The organism is Paludifilum halophilum, assembly GCF_002245355.1.
In the GTDB taxonomy this organism is placed as follows: Bacteria; Bacillota; Bacilli; order Thermoactinomycetales; family DSM-45169; genus Paludifilum; species Paludifilum halophilum.
Window position 1 is genome coordinate 201,281 of the sequence record NZ_NOWF01000001.1, and the last position, 23,943, is coordinate 225,223.

Sequence of the window (23,943 nt, forward strand, 5' to 3'; positions counted from 1 at the left end):
CAAATCCCTCTCATTGATACTTTTTGTTACCTAATTGGAGAATGTCACAAATGTCAGCATTCATTTGTCATCTTTAGCGAGACCTGAATCTATAAACAGGAGGTTTCAAAATGTCGCTGGATCAAGTCTACACGCAATACAAATCCATGCTGTTCGGTCTCGCTTACCGGATGCTGGGCATTGCAGCCGATGCGGAAGACATCGTGCAGGACGTATTCGCGCAGTTCATGCAGCTGGATGCGGGTAAAATAGCGGATCAGAAAGCGTATTTGACGAAAATGACCGTCAACCGCTGCATCAACCTACTGCATTCGGCGGGCCGTCGGCGTGAGACCTACACGGGTTCTTGGTTGCCCGAACCGCTGCCGGATTTAACCCCGGACGGAGGATCTCCCGATCCTGCGGAACGCCGCGAAATGATCGGCTACGCCTATCTTGTGCTGATGCAACAGTTAACGCCGCTTGAGCGGTCTATTTATATTTTGAAGGAAACGCTCGGATTCGAATACCGTGACATCGCGGAATCGACGATTTGCTTTTCATCGAAATGGGTGCGCACGCGATCGTAAACGTTGCTGGGTACGCCGGTTTCCGACAGCTTCGTCACATATTCGGTCAACTCAAGCACGGTACGTTCCGCCTCCGAGTAGATCGGTACTTCCCGCCATACGGGCAGCAATAGAATCCGGTCCGTGCTCTCGCCCATCCGGAGCAACTCTTTGGCATGCATGTCAATGCACTAGGAACAGCCGTTGATCTGCGAAGCGCGGAGCTTGATCAATCCATACAGCTGATGGCCCAGGCCGCTATTCTTGATAGACTGCTCGAGCAAGAGCATTGTTTTGAAAGCTTCGGAATTGGCGTTTCGGTAATTCATTCGGAGTTCCATCGTTTATCTCCCCCGTCTTTTGATTTGGTACTTCATAAATAAGACAGACGAGAGCTTCGAATTGTGACAGTAATACTTTGTCAAAATGTCGGCGGAAACAAACGGCTTGAAAAAGACCGAAGGCAAGACATCCTAATGCTATTAGGATGTCTTGCCTTCGGTGGAATTTTTCGATGTTATGACTCCTGGATCTCTCCCAACAACATCTCTACCCACTTCATATCCGCTTCCAGATGAAGAATGCCCCCTTCCACCAGATAAATCATGGAACGGTGCCGTTCGGGATCGAGACGGGCATGTAACTGGCGCAGTTGCATCATGTGATAAACCAAGGACGCCCGTTGTCGGTTCAGCATCTCTGCCTCTTGCCGAAAATCGATTTCTTGTGCACAGAGGAGCTTAAAGAAAAAAGCATCTTTCAAAAGTGAACGTTCTACCGGTTCCAGCAGCCACCGGTGTAACTCCTCTCGGCCGGCCTCCGTAAGTCGGTACTCTTTACGGTCCCTACTCTCTTCTGTCAGAGGCTTCACCAATCCGTCCCGCGTCAAGCGATCCAATGTCGTGTAAACTTGTCCGGTGTTTAGGGGCCATTGGCCATGCACCATACTTTCAAATTTAGTTTTGATTTCGTACCCATGCCGCTCTCTTTGATACAGCAAGGTTAATATAGCATGCTTCACAGACATCGTTCTTTCCTCAGTTCCACCGTCCTATACTTGGGGCTGGACCCCGACGGATGAATTATACTCTAGGGAAGATACATTGCAAACCTCTCTCCCTTGAAAAACATTGCCGTTCAACTGTGAATGGATTCCTGTAAATCGACCCGTCCGGCATGGAGAGTCGGAATCCAGGTAGCGAAAATAGTAACCAGACCGCTGGTGAGACACGTAATCAGCCATTCAGGCCAAGGAATCAGAAAGGACATATTCACCTCATCCGAGAGGACATTGAGGCCGATCAACCAGAGCCCCAAAGCCGATCCAATCACGATCCCGGTCATCCCGATGACAGCACCCTCTCCAAGAACCATTCCGTACACTTGAGCACGACTGGCCCCGAGAGCCCGCATCGTTCCGTACTCTTGCAATCGTTCTGTCACACTGATCATCAAGAGATTGACGATACCAATCCCCGCTGTAGTGAGAGTGACCGCCAACAATCCCGCAAAGAGGAGAGAGAGACCTGGAAAGATACGCCGTTGCCAGCGTATCTCCTCTTCCAAGGTTCGTACCTGAGTTAGACGATCCCCCATCTCATGGAGAAGTGACTCTTTCACTTTCTGTTGACTACTTCCTTCCTCCAATGCCACTAAGCTTCGAACAGTAGTTTGAACGCCCAATTCATTTTTCATCCGTTCCTCCGCCACAAACCCGACATAACCGCCGTCAAACTGCGTTTTAACAACTCCGTCGACACGAAAGTTCTTTCGCCCCGATGGTGTTTCAAGAATGATAGATTCTCCGACATTTCCTCCCCATTTCTGAAAAGCATAGTCCCCCAGCAAAATACTCCTGGAGCTATTGAGATCCCATTCCTGTGATCCGCCTTTTTCTATCGTGAATAAGGGATGAGACCGTTGCCATTCCGGATCCACTCCCAGTACCTTCATCTGATGCAAACGATCAGCAGATCGCCATCTGACAGATGCCCCCCTCATACTGGAAACATCTTGGACACCATCCATTTGCCGCATGGTTTTCAGGTCCTTCTCCTGGATGGGTTTTAACGATTCAACAAGCAATTCACCACCGAAAGTCGTTGCAATATCCTGATCTATAAATGTTTTTTGATGCTCAAAAGCGGATGACATCATCAGCGATAGAGCGACTCCCAATGTAAGAACGGCCGCCATATTGGAGGAACGATGAATCCGATGAAGAACGTTTCGGCAAGCCACTTGACTTTCCGGCCATTGTCGCAAAAGCCCCCTGATCAATCGGCTAATCCCTCTTAAAAACAAAGGTAATAGCAAAAAGGCTCCCAGGATCGCAAGGAAGTATGACCAGAGGTGACCAGTCAAAGAGGCTCCCAATAAAACGAATCCAACCGGAGATCGCCATTTTGAAATCCGAACCGTTCGCTCCATCCTGCGTTGAACGAGTACCGCCGTCACGCTGACACCACTGGCACGTTGCACCGGGAGCAGAGCAGCGATCACCGGAAGTAAAACCCCTAAAATCAACGCAATCGGCAACGCCATCCCCAATTGCAGTTCATAGTCGATTTCCGTCTGGAACGAGCGAAAAATCCCTCGTTGTAAGATCGTAGCCATCCAGATTCCCGGGAAAATTCCAATAAGCGTTCCCAATCCGGACAAAAGGACGGCTTCCCGCAAAACGATTCCCCGAATCTGATCGGGCGTGGCTCCCAGAGATTTCATGACAGCAAATTCTCGCTCCCGCTCGGTTACACTGGTATAAAAGGTTTGGAACAGGATCAAGCAACTAATGAACAGAGCGGTTCCACCTATAGCAACCAATAGAAGATATAACTCATCCAACCGATTGCTTTGTCGAGGATCCACCAATACCGGTTCCGCATAGACGGGCCAATTTTCTTGTCTAAACTGCTCCTCCAGCTTTTTTTGAATGACTTCCGTTTTTTCGGAGGCCACCTTCAAGCGAATTTCCTGGAGTGATCCTTGGTTAGGAGTGAATTGTTCCAATTGATTAACCGATAATGCAACCCGCCAACTCCTGCTGCTAGCCTCCTCCCAGCTTCCAGGCCCTTTTAAAAATAAAATGTCTCGCACGACTGCTGCTACCGGCACGGTGTATGGCTGTCCGCTAACCTTCAGAGTTAGTTGATCTCCCGGGCTTACATTCCACACCTTAGCGGTGGTTTCAGGAATAATTAATCCGGATGTACCCAATTGCCCTTGTATCACTTCCAAAGGAATCAAGGATGAGTCCAAATGACTAAAACCGATTAACTGAACCGACTGCGCCGCTAACGAAATTTCCTCCTGCCCGGAAAACTGCAGTTGAGCCGGTTGCTGGATCACTCCAACAGCATCATGGATACCGGAAATCTCTTTGATCTCAGATAACACTTCTTCTGGAAAGAGTCCATCTGTAGGATGGACCAATAAGTCGGAATCCCCCAAAGACTCTTCTGTTTTTTCACGAATCAGCTGATCGGTTCTTTCCACACTGTTTAGTACAGCGAAAAGGGAAGCGACACCGACAGCGATTCCCAGCAGGGTAAGAAAGCGTCGGAGAGGTTTACGTCTGAAGTTTCGCCAGGAAATCTTCCAGAGCACGCTGTAAATTCACCTCCGTCTGTCGGATATCCGATTTGATGCACCCGTCCTCCAACAAAAGAACCCTCTCCGCGCATCCTGCCACGGACAGATCGTGGGTTACCATGACGATGGTTAGTCTCTCTTTCCGATGAAGCCGCGATAAGATCTCCAGCACCTCGTAACTGCGGCGATAGTCCAAGTTTCCTGTAGGTTCATCGGCCAGTATCACTCTCGGTTGCATCGCCAAGGCTCGGGCAATGGCTACCCGTTGTTGTTGTCCCCCCGAGAGTTCCGCCGGAAAAGAATGTTCTTTCCCTTCCAAATCCAAATCACTGATTAGTTGTTGCACACGTATCTGTATATCTTCTCGCGGGCAACGATCCATAGACATCGGAAAAGCGATATTCTCTCTAACATTTAATTTAGGCAATAGTTTATAATTTTGAAATATATAACCGATTTTCCTTCGCCTAATCAACGTTCGCCGCTTTTCCAACAGATTGTGAAGAGACAGCCCATCTATGCTGATTTTACCTTGATCCGGAACATCCAGTCCTCCTATCAAGTTTAACAGTGTACTCTTACCAGATCCGCTGGGTCCCATGACAGCCACAAACTCCCCTGGCTCCACATGCAGACCCACTTCCTCGACTGCCGGTCTTTCTCCTGACGGATACTTTTTACTTACGCCCTCTAAGGTGATCAACCCAATCCCTCCGCTTTAATACTCGATATAGATATCACGAAGATCCGCTTTAAAAAGCAGGTTATAGAGAATCCTCCCCCTCGTCAAATCATGCATTTTCATCCTTTCTCTAAATTATATCAACTATGCGATGGAAATAGTAATGATCAACACTACTTCAATTTAGCAATAAAATCTCCCCTCTAACACATACCAGGGGAGATTTTATTTAGGTTATATCGTGAGAAACCCTGGAGTTACACTGCCAGGAATCTCAATAAAAGATTACCGCCGCGCCTGTACTAATTTATTATATATTTGAGAGTCCCAATTCTCCTGTAAAAATTTATAGAAATCTTCTTCAATTTGTTTTTTATCCTGTTCGGGGATCACTGTAGTAGGTTGACCGTACTCCTCCATCGAATAATATTCATCTCTCAATACGGACCAAATCACAGCATCGTAATACTTCCCGTCTACAAAATTGTAATCTCTTAAAATCCCTTCCATGACAACTTTTTTATTATTCATTAACATGCTCATGGTTCGCTTGTTAAATAGCCCGGTGATAAATTGAATTCGATGAGCATTTTTATGTTGAAACAGATGATCCATTACCAGTACCGTTGCTTCTGCTCCACAACCGGAGTCCCAGAGATGATGATCCCCCACAATTCCGCCCAATTCATAACTGCCTTCATATTGTAATTTTTTCCATGTGACAAATCCGATTTTTTCTCCGTCATGAGTTAAAATGGTAACATAGTTAGTATTCGAATCATTGATGATATCTTCCTTCAATTGATCAGCTCTAAAAAAATCCTGTTTTCCACTTCCAAGAGCACTAGCCACTGATGGTCGCAACCATTGAGACATGAGTTTGAAGTCTTCATCTTCAAGAGGAGCAATCTGAACCATATGTCCTTTCATCAAAACCAACCCTTTCTAAAAGATCTAACCCAACTTTTTATCTTTTATTAGACTAAACAGACCATTTATATATTGCATCCGTAATTTACGCAAATGACATACTATTATTTTACATTTATTACGGATAACAGCTAGCGCAAAAGGAGGCCGATTCGGCCTCCTTTTGCGCTATATTTCGACAACGAATCGACAGGTAAAGCCATTTATTTCTTGACAAACACACTCTTTTGATATTGTTCCCGTCGAAGTGCTTTTATTTCTGATTCAGGGAAGGACGGTTGCGAACTTTCCTCTCTTTTTTGAATCATTGCGGCCAATTCAGAAATGGTTGGCGCTTCAAAAATACACTTGAGCGGCAAATGGATGCCAAAAATATTTTTAATTCGGGATATGATCTGCAATGCCAACAACGAATGACCGCCATGTTCAAAGAAATTATCATCGACACTGATGTCCTCTTTTGGAAGAACGTCAGACCAAATCTCTAATAACATTTTCTCCTCCGGCGTGGAAAAAGCTTTGTACTCACGAGTTGTGGTTCTTTTTTTGGGTTCTGGCAATCGACGGTAATCCACTTTTCCACTGGACGTCACCGGCATTTGCTCCAAATGGAGGAAAGCAGAGGGAATCATCGCAACAGGAAGGCGATTGCCCAAATATCTCCGAAGGGCGGTTTCATCAAAACTTTCTTCAGCAGGGATGACATAGGCCGCAAGGAAGGATTCCCCTTCTTTTTTCCAGAGTTTTACGGTGCAAAAGGCAACTTGCGGATGCTGATGCAACGTAGAAACCACTTCGTTTAAATCTACCCGGACACCTCGAATCTTTATTTGGTGATCCCGACGACCCAAAATCTCTATGGAACCATCCGGCCTATATCTTCCCAAGTCTCCGGTTCTGTACAACAAATCCTCTTCCGGACCGGAACTAAACGGGTTGGGAACGAAAGAGTTTTCGTTTTTCCGCGAATGGTTGATATAACCCTTGGTTCGGTAGGGGGTACGGATCACTACTTCCCCTACTTCGCCGATTCCACATAGATTGTCGTTCCGATTAAGGATCAAGATTTGTGTTTGAGGCATCGGTTGCTGCAACGGTTGGGCACCAGCCAAAAGTTTTTGAGGTACACGACTGAAACATTTCACCATTGTTGTTTCTGTAGGACCGTAAAGGTTGATCAACTGAATATCAGACAAGAATTTACTGCGCCAGCGCTGAATTAAAGAAGAGGTCAGTGCTTCCCCTGAAAAGAAGACATAACGTAGTGACGGTAAGGGAGTAGGACGCACCCTATCAGTCAGCCACGACTGGATCAAAGAAGGAACAATATGCAATACACTGATATTTTCCTGTTGTATCCAGGGTAAAATGTAATCTGCTTCATAACTGACTGGTTCTTCTGGTAAACATACCGTTGCTCCACTGACCAATGGCAAAAACACATCGCGCAAAAATGCGTCGAAGGAAATATGCGTTAGTTGAGCAAAACGATCATATGGCTGAATGTCGAACTCCTCTTTTTGCCAATCAAGAAAGTGACTTAGTCCCTTATGTTGTCCCAATATTCCTTTCGGTCGACCTGTGGTTCCGGAAGTAAAGTAGATATAGGCCGGATCCCCCGGTTGTGGATGATCGATCATCCCATCGAAATCGGGAGAATAAAGCTCCTCGCTTCTATCTTCTTCGAGACGTAACACTCGAATAGCGGGTACCTCATGATCAGGTATTCCGTCTTCTGACATATCCAATAGCATATCAGCACGGGCTTCCCCTAAAAGCTGTTCTTTTCGTTTCAAAGGGAGCTTTTCATCAATGGGTAAAAACACGCCGCCCCTCTTCCAAACAGCCAAAATACTTGCGATCAATTTGAAGCTTTTCCCACCCGTTATAGCTACGATTTGACCTTTTTGAACGCCTTCTTTGCGAAGCTTCCAGGCTAGGTAATCAGAGTGTTTTTTCAGTTGGATGTAAGTCCAGCGATCTTCCCCGCGAATAACAGCCACTCGTTGAGGCGAACATGTTACCTGGTCTTCAAACATTTTCGTCACCGGTTGAAGGTCGACTTCTTCAATGGGTGCTCCAGGGTCCGGCAACATTTGTTCAGTTTCCCGGGTTACCAAGGTATAGGAATGGATATCCTGTTGAGGATCCTGGATGATTTGATCCAAGAGATTTTGATATTGATTGAGCATTTCTTTCATTCGCGAATCGGAAAATTTGTCAGATCGATAGACCAGATCCAGCTGCAATCCCTGCTCTCTTTCAAAGATGTAGAGAGTCATAAAGAACTTGGATTCAAATTCAAGAAAATCCTGCTCTTCCACATCCGCACCGGGAATATTCCAGAGATGATCATCGATTTCTTCTTTGGTGATATAGTTGATCATCACATCAAACAAAGGATTCCGATTCAATGAACGTTCCGGCTGGACTTCCTCCACCACGCGTTCAAATGGAACCTCCTGATGGGAATAGGCATCCATAGAAGTTGTGCGTACCCGTTGCAGTTGTTCAGTGAAGGACGGATTACCGGATAGATCTGTCCGCAATACCAGTGTATTAAGGAACAGTCCAATCAGGGATTCCAGTTCTCTTCGATCCCGATTGACGATGGGTGTACCGACCAGAATATCATCCTGATCGGTTATTCTGTGCAACAAAACTTTAAATGCCGCCAACAACGTCATAAACAGAGTCGCCTGTTCCTTATGGCTGATTTCTTTCAACCGTTGCACCAAATCTTCCGATAAACGATAAGTGATTCGGCTGTTCCCTTGATCTTGCAACTCACTGCTCTCACTGCTTGTGTCCACAGGCAACTGCAACGAAGGAATCTCCCCGCCCAATTGCTTTTTCCAGTAAATCAACTGATTTTTTAAAGCTTCATCCGTTAGGTATTCTTTCTGCCAAAGAGCATAATCCCCATATTGAACAGGAAGAGGAGGTAGATTTACATTTGTTCCGGCACATATTTTCGAGTAGATTTCCGATATTTCCCGAATCATGATACCGATAGACCAGCCGTCGGAAATCATATGGTGCATATTAAAGATTAGGCGGTGCTCTTTTTCGTCACAACGAAGCAACTGTAATCGAAATAAAGGGCCTTCGGTCATTTGGAAAGGGCGACGGGCTTCCCTGTGGAAAATTTCCCGAAGCGATTCTTCCTTTTCCTCCGGCGGAAGATGAGACAGATCCTTGTATTCAAGAGGCAACTCACTTTGTGTCAGAACGGATTGAACCGGATATCCTTCCCCATCCGATTCAAATACCGTACGTAAGATGGTGTGACGTTCGATCAACTGCTTCAGGCTGTCTTTTAACGCATCTAAATTCAGCGTTCCACGAATGATGTAACATTTCGGCATGTTGTAAACAGAACTTTCCGGGTTGAGCTGATGTAAAAACCATAATCTCTGCTGTGCAAAGGAAAGTGGCAGGTTGGCAATTTGACCTGTCGGTTCAATGTCTTTTGGGACATGGTTCCGCCCCTTTTGTTGATCAATGCGGGCGGCGATATTTTTAATATTTGGCTTTTCGAAAATGGACCGAAGTGGGAGTCTTACCCCTGTTGCTTCATAGATACGGGAAATCACCTGAACAGCCAGCAGAGAATGGCCGCCTAATTTAAAGAAATGATCTTGGATGCCGATTTTATCTAATCCGATCAATTCAGACCAGATCTTGGTCAGGGTTTTTTCCGTATCCGTTCTCGGCTCCATAAAATCCTCCTGTAAAGCCAGATGAGAGGAATCCGGCGCCGGGAGAGCAGTTTGATCCACTTTTCCATTGGCATTTACCGGGATGTGTTCCAGAACCATATAGTATGCGGGGATCATATATTCCGGAAGCTTGTCCTGAAGATACATCCGTATCTCGCCGGAATCCAACGGGATACCATTGGTGCTGACGAGATAAGCAACCAACCTCTTAACGGATTGATCTTCTCGAAGAATGACTACGGCTTTCTTGACTGCTTCATGCTCGAGAAGTGTATTTTCAATTTCCCCGGTTTCCACTCGCATGCCCCTGATCTTAACCTGATTGTCTTCCCTCCCGAGGAAGATAATCGAGCCGTCCTTCCTGAAACAACCGCGGTCACCCGTTCGGTACAACGGAAGACCCGGGCGGAACGGATGATCCAAAAAAGCGTGTTTTGTACGTTCTGGTTGGTTTAAATATCCGCGGGCCACTCCGATTCCACCGATATACAAATCCCCTGCTACACCGAGAGGAACCGGTTGTAGATTCCGGTCCAAAACATAGACCTGGTTATTGTCAATAGGGCGTCCGACTGATACCACCGCATCCTGAACGTCTTGTTCCGAACAAGCATGCATGGTGGAATCAATCGAAACCTCCGTTGCTCCCCAAGTATTGAACAATTTTCCCGGCATGTATTGTAAAAACCTTTTCACCAGATCCCCATGAAGGGCTTCCCCGCTGGAGATCACCACTCGGAGGCGGTTAAGAGACTGTTTGTCCTTTTCTGTGATTGTATCGATCACCATTCCCAGCATACTGGGGACAAATTGGATTACAGAAACCTGATAGCGAATACCTGCATCCAAAATGGCACGGGGATCCCGGTGCATGCCCGGCTCAATCAGGGCAATGCGACCGCCGGCCATTAGCGGCCAAAAGAATTCAACGGCTGCATCATCAAAAGTCAGGGTAGTCTTCTGCAAAACTGATTCACCAGGTTGCAATTGGTGCTGCCGTTGCATCCAATGCATCCGATTGACCCAACCCCTGTGAGCACTGGCAACTCCTTTCGGTTGACCGGTGGATCCCGAGGTATAGTATACGGAAACCAAATCGTCGGGGGAAACTTCGGATTGAACCCGAGAATCCGGATATTTTTTCCATACATCCTTCTCTGAATCCAAGGAAACCAATGCAACCGAAAGATCCACGCCCAATTTCTTGGCTAGATGTTCCTCTGTCAGACACAGTGGAGCTTTGGCATCCTGCAAGATCGTCATAATCCTGGAGTTCGGTGCCTCGGTGTCCAAAGGAAGGAACGCACCACCCGCTTTCAAAATTCCCAGAAGTGCCGTTACCAGCTCCAGGGAGCGCTCCATATAAACACCCACACAAGTATCCTTGCGAACCCCCCGTTCCCGCAGGAAGTGCGCCAGACGATTGGACTCTTTCTCCAACTGGCCGTAGGTGATTTCCTTATCTTTGTAGATTGCAGCCACGGCATTCGGCGTTAAACCCGCCTGTTTTTCAAACAGTTCATGCAAACATGTATCCGACGGAAAGGATACGTCTGTATCGTTCCAATTATAGAGAAGTTGCCGTTTTTCCGCATCCGTTAGCATATTCATCTGGTTAATCGGCTGGTCAGGATCATCCGTAATCGCCTGGAGAAGGTTGAGAAAGTGGTCGGACATTCGTTTGACCGCATCTTCTTCAAATCGATCCGTACGATATTCCCAATAGCCGACCCATCCGTCCTCTTCGAACTCGATATAGAGCGTCAAATCGAATTTTGAAGTGCCCGTGTGGATGTACTCATTCCCCTTGACCTTAAGTCCCGGTATTCCCTTGGCGGAATTAGGACGACTTTGGAAAGAGAGCATCACCTGAAACAAAGGAGAATGACTCTGGTCTCGATCCGGACATAATGCTCGTACAACCTTTTCAAAGGGAACATCTTGGTGATCAAAGGCTTGTAAAAACTCCGTCTTGACTCTGTCCAACAGTGTATGAAACGTCGGTTCACCTGAATGATCCGTGCGAATGACGATCGTGTTGACAAAACAGCCGATCAAATTCTCCGTTTCCGCATCCATTCTCCCGGCAACAGGGGTCCCCACCACAATGTCATTTTGTTGGGAATACCGGTGTAAAAGAGCTTGAAAAGCAGCCATGACGGTCATGTACAGTGTGGCATTCCGCCGCCCGCCGACTTCTTGCAACTTCTCAACCACATCCGACGGGATCCTGAATCGTTCTTCCTTTCCCCGGGAAGAACGGGTAACATGATGGGATTGATCCGGAAATAATGTAAGAGTGGGGAGTTCTCCACTCAACTTGTTCTTCCAGAAGTCTAGTTGCCGCTCCATCTCATCGGAAGCTAGCAAATCTTTTTCTAAGCGGGCATAATCCGTAAATTGTACCGGTAATGATTCCATAGAAGGGGGTTGGCCAGTCTGGTAAGACTCATAGAAACTCAGCCATTCCTTGATCAGGATATCCATGGACCATAAGTCACAGATTAAATGATGCATATTTACAAGCATCAGATGATTTTCGTTGTCCAACGAGAAGAAATTCACCCGCAACAGTGGACCGTTCTCCAAATCGAAAGGCGCCCGTGCTTCTGTATCAATTTGCTTTCTCGCTTCCTCTTCCGACGTCGCTAAATGAAAGGAGACTGTCGGAAGTGAAGACTCATTGACGACTTGAGCAGGACTACCATCTTGCTCACCAAAGGTGACGCGGAGGATTTCATGTCGGTTAGCTAGAGCAAAGAAACTTTTTTCGGCGACATCACGATTCAACTTGCCGGCCAGACGATAAAGCCGTGGCACATTATAAAGCGGAGACCCCGGATCCAACTGTTCAATAAACCACAAACCTTGTTGTGAGAAGGACAGAGGAATGTTCTGATTCCTGCGGGCCAATGCCTGCAGAGATGGTCGTTTTACTGTTTTTCCATTACGTTGTTGTTTTTCAATTTTTTTGGACCAATCCCGGAGGACCGGATAGTCAAAAATCCATTGGATCGGGATGTTGACCCCAAAATGTTGACGGGCTTGGGTGGTTACTTGTACCGCCAACAATGAATGCCCTCCCAGGTGAAAGAAATGGTGGTTGGCCCCCACCTTGTCCACTCCGAGTACTTCCGACCAAATGTTGGCCACTGTTACTTCCATGGGAGTAGCGGGTTCTTCATTCGCTTGCACATTCACTACTCGCGGTTCCGGGAGAGCTTTCCGATCCACCTTCCCGCTCAGTTTCACCGGAAATTGATCCATAAAAACCACATGGGAAGGAATCATATAGTCAGGCAACCACTTGGAAAGGTAATTTTTTAAAATGCAGGCATCCGTTTTCCCTTCAGCAATCACATAGGCGCAAAGCGTCATGTTTTGCCCGGGCTTACCCCGTCCAATCACGACGGCCGCACGTACGGAATCATGCTCAGTCAACGCTGATTCGATTTCTCCCGGCTCCACCCGGAACCCACGGATTTTGAGCTGATGATCCTGACGTTCCACAAAATCCACATTCCCATCCGGCAACCATCTTCCTAAATCTCCCGTTTTGTACATCCGGCCGGAGCCAAACGGATGGAGGATAAATTTCTCCTGCGTTAAATCCGGACGATTCAGATACCCTCGCGCCACCCCCGGGCCTGATACATGAATTTCACCGGTCATCCCAATGGGAACGGGATTCTGATTTTCATCCAATATGAAAATTTGCATATTGGATACGGGGGTTCCGATCGGAACGTTTTTATGCCCCTGTTTCTCGCATTCAAAATATAAGACTTGAATGCAAGTTTCCGTGGGACCGTAAAGATTGATCAAATCAGTATCGGGCAAACAGTGGAAAAACCGTTCTTTCAGTTCTGCCGTTAACACTTCTCCACCGCTGAATACTCTTTTCAGACTCCTGCACTCTTGGAATCGATTTTCTTCCAGCAGCATCCGTAACATCGAAGGCACAACCTGAAGAACTGAAATCCGTTCCCGAATCACGGTATTCGCTAAGCTAAGGGGGTCAGTTTGAATACCGGGTTGAGCCATAACCAGGCAAGCCCCGGATAACAAGGGAGCGAAAAATTCCCAAACCGAAGCATCAAAACTGATAGAGGTTTTTTGTAAAACCCGATCCTCCCGAGTTAAAGGAAACCTTTGATTCATCCAGTTCATATGATTATAAACAGACTGGTGTTCCACAACGACCCCTTTGGGTTTGCCTGTAGAACCGGAGGTATAGATGATATAAGCCGGAGATTCCAAGCCCACTTTGACAGCAGGAGGGGAACTTTGAACCCACTCCCTACTCTCCTCAAGCAGGACATTTTGCTTTACCAACCCATCAAAACGGTGGACCCATTCTTTTCCGGTCAAGACGGCATCAGCACCTGTATCCTTCAGGATGGATTGAATGCGGGAATCCGGAAAACCGGGGTCCAACGGAAGATATGCTGCTCCCGCTTTCAAAGTTCCCAGGATTCCGATCACCATTTCAATCGAACGATTGATGCTGATTCCTACAATGGAGCCGGATTGAACGCCTAGACGGATCAAATGTGCGGCCAAACCGTTGGACCTCTGATCCAACTCTTTATAAGTCATCGACCGGCTTCCCATTTCAACGGCCAAGCGGTCTGGAGTATTTGCGGCTTGCTCCGTGAATAATTGATGCAAACATTTTTTCCGGGGATAGCGGACTTCTGTCTGATTGAACCCGTACAAGACCTGCTGTTGTTCCCGCTCATCCATAAGCTTCAATTGTTGAATTGGCAAACGGGGCTGTTCCAACCCACTGTCCAGCAAAGTGAGAAATTGGTGTCCCCATGTTTGGATATCCTCTTTCGTAAATACATGGCTGTCATAGCTAATTTCCGCAAAATACCCGTTTTGCCTCTTTACAAAGGACAACCCGATCTTAAAAGATTCTAGATACCCTGCCTGATCCCTAATGGAAAACGATACTTCGCCACTGGAATGGGTTTCGGTTAAATCCTGCGCATCAAAAACGAAAGGAAAGCGTCGGCTATCTTCCCCGTCTTCCGGATTGAAGGATTCCTGTAACTGTTCGGCTTCTGCTGTCAACTTTCCTATTTTCTCTATGACTTCATCAAAAGAAAGTTTCGAATCCATCCGGGTTTGAATAGGAACATACCGGGATAAACTTCCAATCACATCGGCAAGCTCTTCTTCTGTTCTTCCCGTCAATCCGGTTCCCACCAGTACATCTTTCCGATCGGTTAAAAGACGCAGCCACACCATCCATGCCGAAAGTACAATCTGCCAAGGAGTGAGATGGTGGGAGCTAGAGATTTCATCAATTCTCATTCGCGTCTGCTCCCCTACAGGGAAAGAAATCCGGGAAGGTTCAAACAAAGACCCGCCGCTTTTTTCTCCAGGAAGACTTGCTTCGAGAAAGGGTTTATAATCGATTTTGTCCCAATATTCCCTCCCTTCCTCTCCCTCCACAGAATGAAGGACTTCATTGAGCCATTCTGAAACAGCAATATATTGTAATCCTTCTTCTTCATTTTCCCATTCCGAAGTGTTGTACGCCCGAGCCAATTCGCGGAGAATATTTTTCGTTTCCAAGTCCGAACAGATCGCCGGCATCGACAAGATCAACACATGATGATTGGGAGTTTGGCGGATCAGTTGAGCCGACAACTGTTTTCCGCCCGGCTCTGACATCAATCGTCCGATTTCCGCCTTACTTCTTTCTGGGTCAACATTTCGTTCCTGTATCAAGATTTCTCTCTGTTCATCAATGATTTGGAGCGGATATTTCATTCCAGAAACTTTATGATAACCTGTACGCAGGCTTTCATGCTTCTGAACTAAACGGTTCAATGACTCTTGAAGCCGTTTTCGATCCAGGTTTCCTTCAATGGAAACGGCTACTTTCATATGGAATGGATAATTCCGCTCCTTTGTTAATGTCCAAATTCGCTTTTGGATCGGAGAGAGATGAAATCCTTGCAGTTGAGTTTCCATCAACCTGCCTCCTTGTTACAAGTTCTCTGGAGTATACGGTTCCCCCATGGAAACCACCGTTTTTCGCTCTCCTTCAAAGGGGTTTCGCCCATGAGCCACCAGCATATTATCCAGCAGTAAAACATCTCCTTTTTTCCATTCAAAAGAAATCGTTTCCTGATCATATGCCTTTCGAATATGTTCAGCATCGTCATAGTTGATGGGGGATCCGTCTCCGTAATAGGTATTGTAAGGAAGATTTTCGATACCCAGGCTCTCAGTAAGCATGTCCCGGACTTTTGGATCCAAACTCGATTCGTGCCAGAATGCAATATGATTAAACCACAGCCATTCACCCGTGTCCGGATGTTTTCTCACCGCTTTTCGGACTTGCTTGGTTTTTAAGTGAGATTCATCTTTCCACTCAAATTCAATCTCATTTTCTTTGCAGTATTGCTCCACTTTCTTCGGATTTTCTGTATGAAACACATCTTGCCATTTCAATCCGAAACCGTCTCCGTAGTTACGCACCAACATCCAACCTTTTGCCGCGAATTTCTCCCGAAGATCTTTATCGATCCGGTGATAAACCCGACGTACATCTGCAATCGGAGTTTCCCCTCCTGTCTTTGCAGGAGCGATACTGCAGAAACATATTTTTTGGGGCCAAGTTGTTACATAAGAAAGTTCATTATGCAGTGCAATATGCTGATCAGAAGGAAATTCGGTAGAGGTATACGTGTTTTCTGTTACTTTGGATCGAGGTGTAGCACCTTCTTTATACTTCATCGGGACTTTAATATACTCTTTTGTCAATTCCTGAAATTGCTTTTGAGTTTGAATATTAAAGCCTCTAAAAAGAATACCGCCATGTTGACTTAATTTTTTTTCGATAAAATCTCTTTGGTTACTGATCCATTCCGTCAAATCAACATCCGGAATCCGGGGGGTGATCAGCATCGGCAATAAACCCGAGTCAAAAAGGTTTTCAACATGGATCATTTTCTTAGAATCCATCTGAATCGGAGTTGGTTTGACAAACTTTTTCCTATTCTTCCATGAAATCTTCATCGATCGGCTCCTTTTCTCATTTTTGATTCTAAAATGACGGTAAATCGAATATGAAAACTCCTCTGGTCCAGGAGTCAACTTCTCAACCTGCACAAAGGAGTTTTCCGCTAATAATAATGACGCCCATTTTTGGGATATCCATTCTGCGTGGCTTAACTCAAGGTCAACCACCTTTACTCTGTCTATAGATGTAAAACATAGAATTCAAAGCCATCATAAAACATATTTTTTTGATCAACCACCGTATTCTCCGCAACTTTCATGGATCGGAGAATAACCGATATTCCCATGCAGTGAGGCTTGTCTTCTTCTTTCTGGTATGAGTGAAAAGTTACTTCTCAGCTTTTTACTTCCGTTGGCATCAGGACCTGTCGGATTAGTTCTCCTAAATATTGCACATGAGGAGGGTCTACTAAGTTATGGTGATGGCCCTGGATGGAATACTTTCGGACTTGACCGGTGGTTCGTTTGTACCAAGGAGAAGAGTCTACCAAAGGAACCGGATCCTGTTGTGATACTTCATTCACTAAAAACAAATGCAAGTCAGTCTGAATCGGTTCCTTGACTACATAATTAAGGGCGGCAGTACGATTGGCCATCATGATATCGAGGTATCTTTTAACGGTCGATATATCTGCACTCAAAGGCAACACTTGACGTTCCTGTGCTTGACGCAGAACTTTTAACAGTTGTTGGTCTCGATCCAATCCTTCCAGTTCGTTTTTGTCCATTCCGAGCTTTTCTGCCCAGGCCACCAATGAATCCCGGTTTTGTATAACAGAAAGGGAGTCCTTCTCTCGACTGTCGATTGGGTGGGCATCTAACAGACCTAGAAATTGCACCTTTTCTCCCATCTTTTCCAACCGTCGGGTCATCTCGTAAGCCATCGTCGCTCCAAAAGACCAGCCCAGCAGTCGATAAGGACCTTTAGGCAATTTTCGACGCATCTGTTCCACATAAAGATCCGCCATCTCGGAAATGTCGGTTAAGGGAGGATCCTCCGATTCGTACCCCATCGCTTGAATACCGTACACCGTTTGATGCTCCCCAAGCGCTTTAGCCAAATGGTAATAGCATAAAACCCCGCCCCCGCCAGGGTGAACCATTACAAAAGGCACTTCGGTACCCTTCCCTTGTCGAATACAAACCAACAGATCATTAGAGGTGGGAGTCTCGTTCCGGATATGATCGCATATCTCCATTACCGTGGATTTTTGAAACAACGTGGAAAGGGGTAATTCTACTCCGAATGTTTCATTAATCGCATCCAACAGCTCAACTGCTTTTAAGGAATACCCGCCTATGTCGAAAAAATTATCGGTTAATCCGATATTTTGGGTTTGAAGCACCTCTTCCCACAGGTTAACCATTTTCAGTTCTATTCGATCTCGAGCAGCTAAATTTAGTTCCGAGTTCCGGGATAATTCCGGAGAGGGAAACGCCTTATAATTTATCTTTTTACTACTTTCATGGACAGGGAAAGCATCCATCCAGATAAAATAGCTTGGTAACATGAAGGTCGGCAGATGTTCTCCCAGATATAATCGAATATCCGTTGTCGCCACTGGTTTTTTGCTGGGAATCATATATGCCACCAAACTGGCTTCATTGGATTCATCTTTTCGAACCAACACCTTCGCCTTTTTCACGGACAGATGTTGTCTTAACAGTCTTTCGATTTCCTGGAGTTCAACACGAACCCCCCGTATTTTGACCTGATGATCGATCCGTTCTAGGAATTCCAAACTTCTATCCTCCCTATAACGAACCCAGTCCCCGGTCTTATACAGGCGTGCACTGGGATGTTTTGAGAAGGGATGAGGAATAAAAGCTTTTTTTGTTAAATCCGGTCGATTGAGATAGCCTTTGGCTAGTGTCGGACCCCCAATATACAATTCACCTGGTACTCCCGTGGGGACTGGTTGGCGATTCCGATCCAGCACGTAAATATCCGCATAAGGAGCCGGATACCCAATCGGAACTCGGCCCTCTATCTTTTCTACATCACAATCCCAAGTCGTTACATCAATGCAACTTTCTGTGGGGCCATACCGATTTACCAATTTGATGTTCATCTTGGAGAAGAACTTTTTTACCAGTTCCGGAGCTAAAGGTTCCCCTCCGACTAAAACTTCCCTCAAGCTGGTGCATTCAGAAAAAGAAGGAACATCCAGCAATCGATCCAGTATCGTTGGGACTAATATAAGACGAGTGACATCTTCATCTTGGATGATCTCCACCTGCTTGTCAGGTCGCAATTCTACCTCCGGCGGTCCGACTATCACCCGGCCGCCCCAAAGAAGCGGCAGGCACATCTCTAGTAGACAAGGATCAAAGCTAACCGAAGTTTTAAAAAACACCCCGTCTCCTTCTTCCAAAGGAAATTCGCGATATTGCCATATCATCTGGTGCATTAGGGCGCGATGGATCATACTAACTCCTTTAGGCCTTCCTGTAGAACCGGACGTAAAGAAGACATAGGCCAAGTGGTCCAAGCTCCAGTCTTGGCTTAATATCCCGTTCTCCGTTTCTTCCTGAGCAACGGCATCCCATTCCTCATCGACAAAGAGAAACGGAACATTTACCTGAGGAAAAAGAGACTCGCTCATCTTTCGGGTAGTCACCAAAAGCGACATCCCAGAATCTTCTGCAATCATGGCGATCCGTTCTCTTGGGTAGGATGGATCCAGAGGGAGATAGGCACCGCCTGCCTTCCAAATAGCAAAAAGACTGATGATTGATTCCCAGGATCGTTCCAGATAAACACCTACCAACACGCCGGGGGCGACCTCTTTTTTCTTTAAATAATGGGCAAGCTGGTTCACCCGTTGATTCAATTCATAGTAGGTAAGACTTCCCTGGTCCCCAGTTATGGCAATAGCTTCGGGCGTCCGTTCCGTCTGTTCCTGAAGGAGTCGATGTGGCAATTTGATATCCTTATATTGGAAATTAGCCTTATCCTGCTCTTTCATCAACAGTTGCTGTTCTTTCTCAGTTAAGATGGGCAGTTTTGAAATGGGAAGATCCGGATCATTTAAGGCATTTCTCAGTAATAATATGAGATGCTCAACCATGTTTAAGATACTTTCCCGACGGAACAAGCCGGTATTATACTCCAACTCTCCCATAATGGAACCTTTTTTCTTATTAAAACGCAATCCAATGTCAAATTTGGACGTTCCATTATCGATCTCCAGGGAATCTATTTTGATTCCGGGGGCCAGTTTCTCTTGTTGATCGGATTCATCTCCATAAGCGAACATCACTTGAAAAAAGGGATTGTGATTGATCATCCGTTCCGGTTTCAAATGTTCCACCAGTTTGCCGAAAGGAACATCATGTTGAACGGCATCAAGAAACTCCTTTCGAACAGATCGAATTAATTCACGAAAACTGAACGATCCTGAGACATTCGTCCGTATAACCAACTGATTGACAAAATATCCAATCATCTTTTCCAGCTCACTGCGGTTCCGACTTGTCACAGCAACACCAGAAGTTAGATCGGTTTGGCCCGTATAACGGTGGAGAAACACCTTAAACCCGGCCAAAAGCACCATAAAAAGAGAAGCTCCCTCTTTTTCACCCAACTCCTTCAACTTTTTTGCGACGGACTCCGGAAGTGCGAAAGTTTCAATAGATCCTGAGAAGCTTTGCTTTCCCGAATGGGGATAGTCGGTCGGCAATTCCAGACGAGGAGGATCCGGCTTCAATTTTTTCTCCCAATAGGAAAGACGGTATTCAAATTCCTTTTTGTTCATCTCTTCCTTTTGCCAGTGCGCAAAGTCTGCATATTGAAGAGTCAATTCCGGAAGCGGAGAAGGTTCCCCCCGAAAGTAAGCCTTGTACAGTTCCGCCAGCTCGCTTGTGAAAAGCCCCACCGACCACCCGTCAAATACGATATGGTGTACATTGAATATGAACAGGTGATCGTCAGCATCCAAACGAACCAGTTTAACTCGGAACAAAGGACCTTCCGTAAGGTTAAAGGGGCGGCTTCCCTCTTCTTTCGCTTCCTGCATCCCATGGTTAAATCGATCCTGAGAAGGCGCGGACGTTAAATCAACCAACGGGAGCGATATAATAAAAGGTGGCCATACCACTTGCATAGGCTTACCATTCTGTTTGGTGAAAGTTGTACGAAGTGTTTCATGACGCCGGATCAGTTCGTTCAAGCAATCTTTCAATATTTCGGAATCCAACAATCCCGTCACCCGGTAACCAAATACCAGATTGTAGACAGGGTTATTCGGCTCCAGTTGATCAAAAAACCACAACTGCTCTTGTCCATACGAAGCGGGCAATACAAAAACATTTTGTTGAACATCCCCGCTCCCTGCTGAAAAGGTATTCATATGAAACCTCCTAGATGGAATGTATACCGGCATAGCTGATCTTCAAACATGACCGCCTTTCCCCACTTTCGATTATAAAAAAATATAGCAAAAAAAGTATTAAGTGTTTTACGCAAAAATACTCTGAATGGATCGATAACCTCTCCCCCATCAAACTCGAGAGTCAGCCATTCGACTAAAAATAAAAATAGGGAACCTGAAGGTTCCCTCCGATTTCGCCCAAACTAGAAACACCCGGAATGGTTTTGTTTTTATGGTGTAACAGAGATATTGCCTGAGGTTGTTTCCAGTTGAACATGGTGAGTTCCCTCGCCGATGGTTCCCGATTCTTCACTCCCGCTCATCGGAAAATCGATTTTTCTGTTTCCGGAAGTTGTAGCGGTTTCCAGTGTCAGATCCGGACTTTCATCATTAAGACTCAGATCAATATTTCCGCTTGAACTCGACAGATTTGCATCTGTGGCAAACTTCTCAAACGCAATGGATATACTTCCACTGGTACTGCTGCCATTAATTCGATTTGCGGTAATTCCGCCCCCATTCACATCGCTTGCTGAGGCGGAGAAATCGATTTGGTTCAGATTGAGATTTCGAAGCTGAACATTTCCTGAGGATCCCTCAAGCTTCAGATCTTGTTTGTGATTATTTGGAATCTTAACTGTCATTTTGGGAGGGTCACTGGAATAACCGCCGAGCTTTATAAAGCCTATTTGAAGACCGCCCCTTTCAGTCGCTATATCCACGTGATCTCCTCTCCGATTCATGGAAAGCTTTGGACCTCGTTCAAAAGTATCAAATACTACTTCCAATTGGCTTGAAGATCCACCTTCAACGACGACATCAACACTTCCATAATCCACTGAAATACCCTTAACGCCGCTTGCGTCCAATGAATCCTCTTCGGTCGTGGGATCCCCTTTGACGAGGGCGCATCCGGATATCATAAGTATCATCATAAAAAAGAAAAGAACAGGAAAAATGATCTTTTTTTTGTTCATTGATGTTCACCTCTATAATTAATCCTTCTGACGTCTGTTGGAGTCAAACGGGCGGTTCCATAAAAAATATTGCCCACCTGTCCCCCCTTTTTTATATATACTGAGTAGTTACATACCGAGTATATTCTTAATCCCTTAAAAAAGCAACCTAATTCTGGTTAAGAAAAAAGAGTAAGATTGTAAGTATCTTACTCTTTTTTCTGAAGTTTATCTTATTTGTAATACAAACCGATTTGTGATAATTGAATTGGGGTATGAGTTTTCATGTAAGAAAAACACCAGAATGGTTATAGAGAATATCTTCATTGGTGTTTTTGAGCATAACGGATCGCTCGTTCTGCATTTAGCCTGCCGGAAGACCAGAAGGTTCCTGTACCAGGGATCTTGTCAGCCGTCTTCATAATAATGTACCGGATTTCTTTGTTATTATATCCCTGTGAAGCAAGCAACGCCGCCACTCCCGCGACATGGGGAACAGACATAGATGTACCGCTTACCTCAAAATATTGGCTGCCGATAATCGTCGAAATAATATCCGTACCCGGCGCTGCAATGTCGACCCATTCCCCATAATTGGAATCTTCCGCTTTTTCGTCGTTTGGGTCGGTGTTTGCTACTGAAATAGCCGGTTTATAAGCGGCTGGATAACGCGGTTTGGAAGTTGGTTCATTTCCAGCTGATCCTATGACCACCGCTCCCTTTGACCAGGCATACAAGACAGCAGCCTTCAACGTTAGACTCGGCTCGTTGATACCAAAGCTGCAGGTAATGATATCCGCGCCACGATCTGCGGCATGGATGATACCCTGAGCGAAGTAAGAAGTGTATCCGCTATCCGTCTCATTTTTAAAAATTCGGATGGCTAATATTTGGGAATTAGGGGAGATTCCTGCGATTCCAATTTCGTTGTTGGTTGCAGCCGCCGCAATACCCGCTATATGGGTTCCATGTCCGTATTCGTCCTGAGGATCCCAATCATTTTCCACGAAGTCATATCCTTTAATGACCTTCCCTTCCAAATCGGGATGATCAGCCTGAACACCAGAATCTACAACGGCTATCGTAATATCTGAGGAACCTATCGTAATATCCCAGGCCTCCGGAGCTTTAATTTTTTGCGGCCCCCATTGATCGGTGGAGAAAAGGGGATCATTCGGTATGAAAGCCTCGACGGCTTGTCGGTCCTTTTGATGACTGGAAAGCGGCGAGGCTTTCGATACAAAATCCAGGTTCCCAGGTTGATCAGACTCCACATACTCCACATCGGGATGGCTACGATATTGATTTTTAGCCAAAGGGAGGGATTCATCTTTAGGTATTTCGACAACCAGGAAATCCAGTTGACGACTTTCGAAGATGATCTGATCTCCTTGTTTACGCACGAGGGATTTGCGGGCATTTTCACTGGTTTCCGCTTTAAATTTCACAATCAAACGCTTTTCCGAGGCTTCCGGTGAAGCTGATTCCGCGATCATCGGAGGCCACGATGTGATAGAAAACGAACCAACCAACAGAAAGATCAAGGATACGATCCATATCTTCCTCGTCATGCATACCACCCCTTTAATCAAATCATATTTAATGAGTATTTATTTACTTTTCACAACTTTATTTAATAATCAGTTGGCAGTCGATAGATAAATCGACATTTGTTCCGCCTCAATCACCGTCTTTCCTCCTACTCTCGCCTCACCTTTCCCAATAAGAAACGCCCCTTTTCTCTTGACCGCTTCAAAAAATAAATCCAGTCGATCCCCTGGAAAGGCGTGATGTCTAAAGTAAACGAACTTAAATGACGCTAAAAACCCCAGATCTCCCCGAGGCTCTTCATCAAGGAAAGCACTAAGTTGAGCGATTGATTCCACTGCCAACATAAAAGGCATGGCCGGCTTTTCACTTTCCTGATCAAAAAACCAATCAGACCAGCTCAAGTTCTTATACCCTCTTACCCATAAACCTGATTGGCGTTCACAAATCCGGTCCACCAGTAAAAAAGGACGGCGATGAGGAAGCACTTTTAATATTTCATTCAAAAACCCTCTCTCCTTTACAAACGATTCAGTCTCCCTCATAAAACCG

The 23,943-nt window shown here is 45.7% G+C and carries 13 protein-coding genes; 1 reads left to right on the top strand and 12 read right to left on the bottom strand.

The genetic code is table 11. From position 1 onward, the window contains the following. The first annotated feature begins 110 nt into the window (after window positions 1-110). Window positions 111-569: a sigma factor gene (locus tag CHM34_RS00890; protein WP_094262698.1), complete on the top strand. Its 459-nt coding sequence runs from the start codon at window positions 111-113 to the stop codon at window positions 567-569. On the opposite strand, the gene CHM34_RS20025 is transcribed toward CHM34_RS00890, so the two are convergent. The 12 genes from CHM34_RS20025 to CHM34_RS00945 all read right to left on the bottom strand — a co-directional run bounded on the left by CHM34_RS20025 (window position 476) and on the right by CHM34_RS00945 (window position 23,897). Continuing rightward, a complete protein-coding gene (locus tag CHM34_RS20025; RefSeq protein WP_338048632.1) occupies window positions 476-730 on the bottom strand; it encodes a carboxymuconolactone decarboxylase family protein in 255 nt (84 codons plus the stop codon). The two genes, CHM34_RS00890 and CHM34_RS20025, sit on opposite strands and share 94 nt — an antisense overlap. Before the next feature lie 9 nt (window positions 731-739). Further along, on the bottom strand, window positions 740-889 hold the full coding sequence (locus CHM34_RS19720; protein WP_240511803.1) for a carboxymuconolactone decarboxylase family protein: 150 nt from the start codon (window positions 887-889) through the stop codon (window positions 740-742). A 176-nt stretch (window positions 890-1,065) separates the two neighbouring features. Further along, window positions 1,066-1,575, bottom strand: a complete 510-nt coding sequence (locus CHM34_RS00900) for a PadR family transcriptional regulator (RefSeq protein WP_094262699.1) — start codon at window positions 1,573-1,575, stop codon at window positions 1,066-1,068. A gap of 110 nt (window positions 1,576-1,685) precedes the next feature. Then, window positions 1,686-4,154 carry an FtsX-like permease family protein gene (locus tag CHM34_RS00905; protein WP_094262700.1) on the bottom strand — a complete coding sequence of 823 codons (2,469 nt, stop codon included), beginning with the start codon at window positions 4,152-4,154 and terminating at the stop codon, window positions 1,686-1,688. Continuing rightward, window positions 4,117-4,842 (bottom strand): ABC transporter ATP-binding protein, encoded by a 726-nt coding sequence (locus tag CHM34_RS00910; RefSeq protein ID WP_094262701.1) that lies wholly within the window; start codon window positions 4,840-4,842, stop codon window positions 4,117-4,119. Before CHM34_RS00910 ends, CHM34_RS00905 begins: the two co-directional genes overlap by 38 nt. A gap of 264 nt (window positions 4,843-5,106) precedes the next feature. Continuing rightward, window positions 5,107-5,751, bottom strand: coding sequence for a GNAT family N-acetyltransferase (locus CHM34_RS00915; RefSeq protein ID WP_094262702.1), 645 nt, complete (start codon window positions 5,749-5,751; stop codon window positions 5,107-5,109). A gap of 203 nt (window positions 5,752-5,954) precedes the next feature. Further along, on the bottom strand, window positions 5,955-15,461 hold the full coding sequence (locus CHM34_RS00920) for a non-ribosomal peptide synthetase (RefSeq protein ID WP_094262703.1): 9,507 nt from the start codon (window positions 15,459-15,461) through the stop codon (window positions 5,955-5,957). 15 nt (window positions 15,462-15,476) lie between these two features. Continuing rightward, on the bottom strand, window positions 15,477-16,511 hold the full coding sequence (locus tag CHM34_RS00925) for a TauD/TfdA family dioxygenase (protein WP_094262704.1): 1,035 nt from the start codon (window positions 16,509-16,511) through the stop codon (window positions 15,477-15,479). Between the two features lie 338 nt (window positions 16,512-16,849). Then, window positions 16,850-20,866: a non-ribosomal peptide synthetase gene (locus CHM34_RS00930; protein WP_169713522.1), complete on the bottom strand. Its 4,017-nt coding sequence runs from the start codon at window positions 20,864-20,866 to the stop codon at window positions 16,850-16,852. A gap of 251 nt (window positions 20,867-21,117) precedes the next feature. Continuing rightward, window positions 21,118-21,864, bottom strand: coding sequence for a DUF4097 family beta strand repeat-containing protein (locus CHM34_RS00935; RefSeq protein WP_094262706.1), 747 nt, complete (start codon window positions 21,862-21,864; stop codon window positions 21,118-21,120). A gap of 302 nt (window positions 21,865-22,166) precedes the next feature. After that, window positions 22,167-23,414 carry a S8 family peptidase gene (locus tag CHM34_RS00940; RefSeq protein ID WP_094262707.1) on the bottom strand — a complete coding sequence of 416 codons (1,248 nt, stop codon included), beginning with the start codon at window positions 23,412-23,414 and terminating at the stop codon, window positions 22,167-22,169. A gap of 69 nt (window positions 23,415-23,483) precedes the next feature. Beyond that, window positions 23,484-23,897, bottom strand: coding sequence for a 3-hydroxyacyl-ACP dehydratase FabZ family protein (locus tag CHM34_RS00945; RefSeq protein WP_169713523.1), 414 nt, complete (start codon window positions 23,895-23,897; stop codon window positions 23,484-23,486). Between the last annotated feature and the right edge of the window lie 46 nt (window positions 23,898-23,943).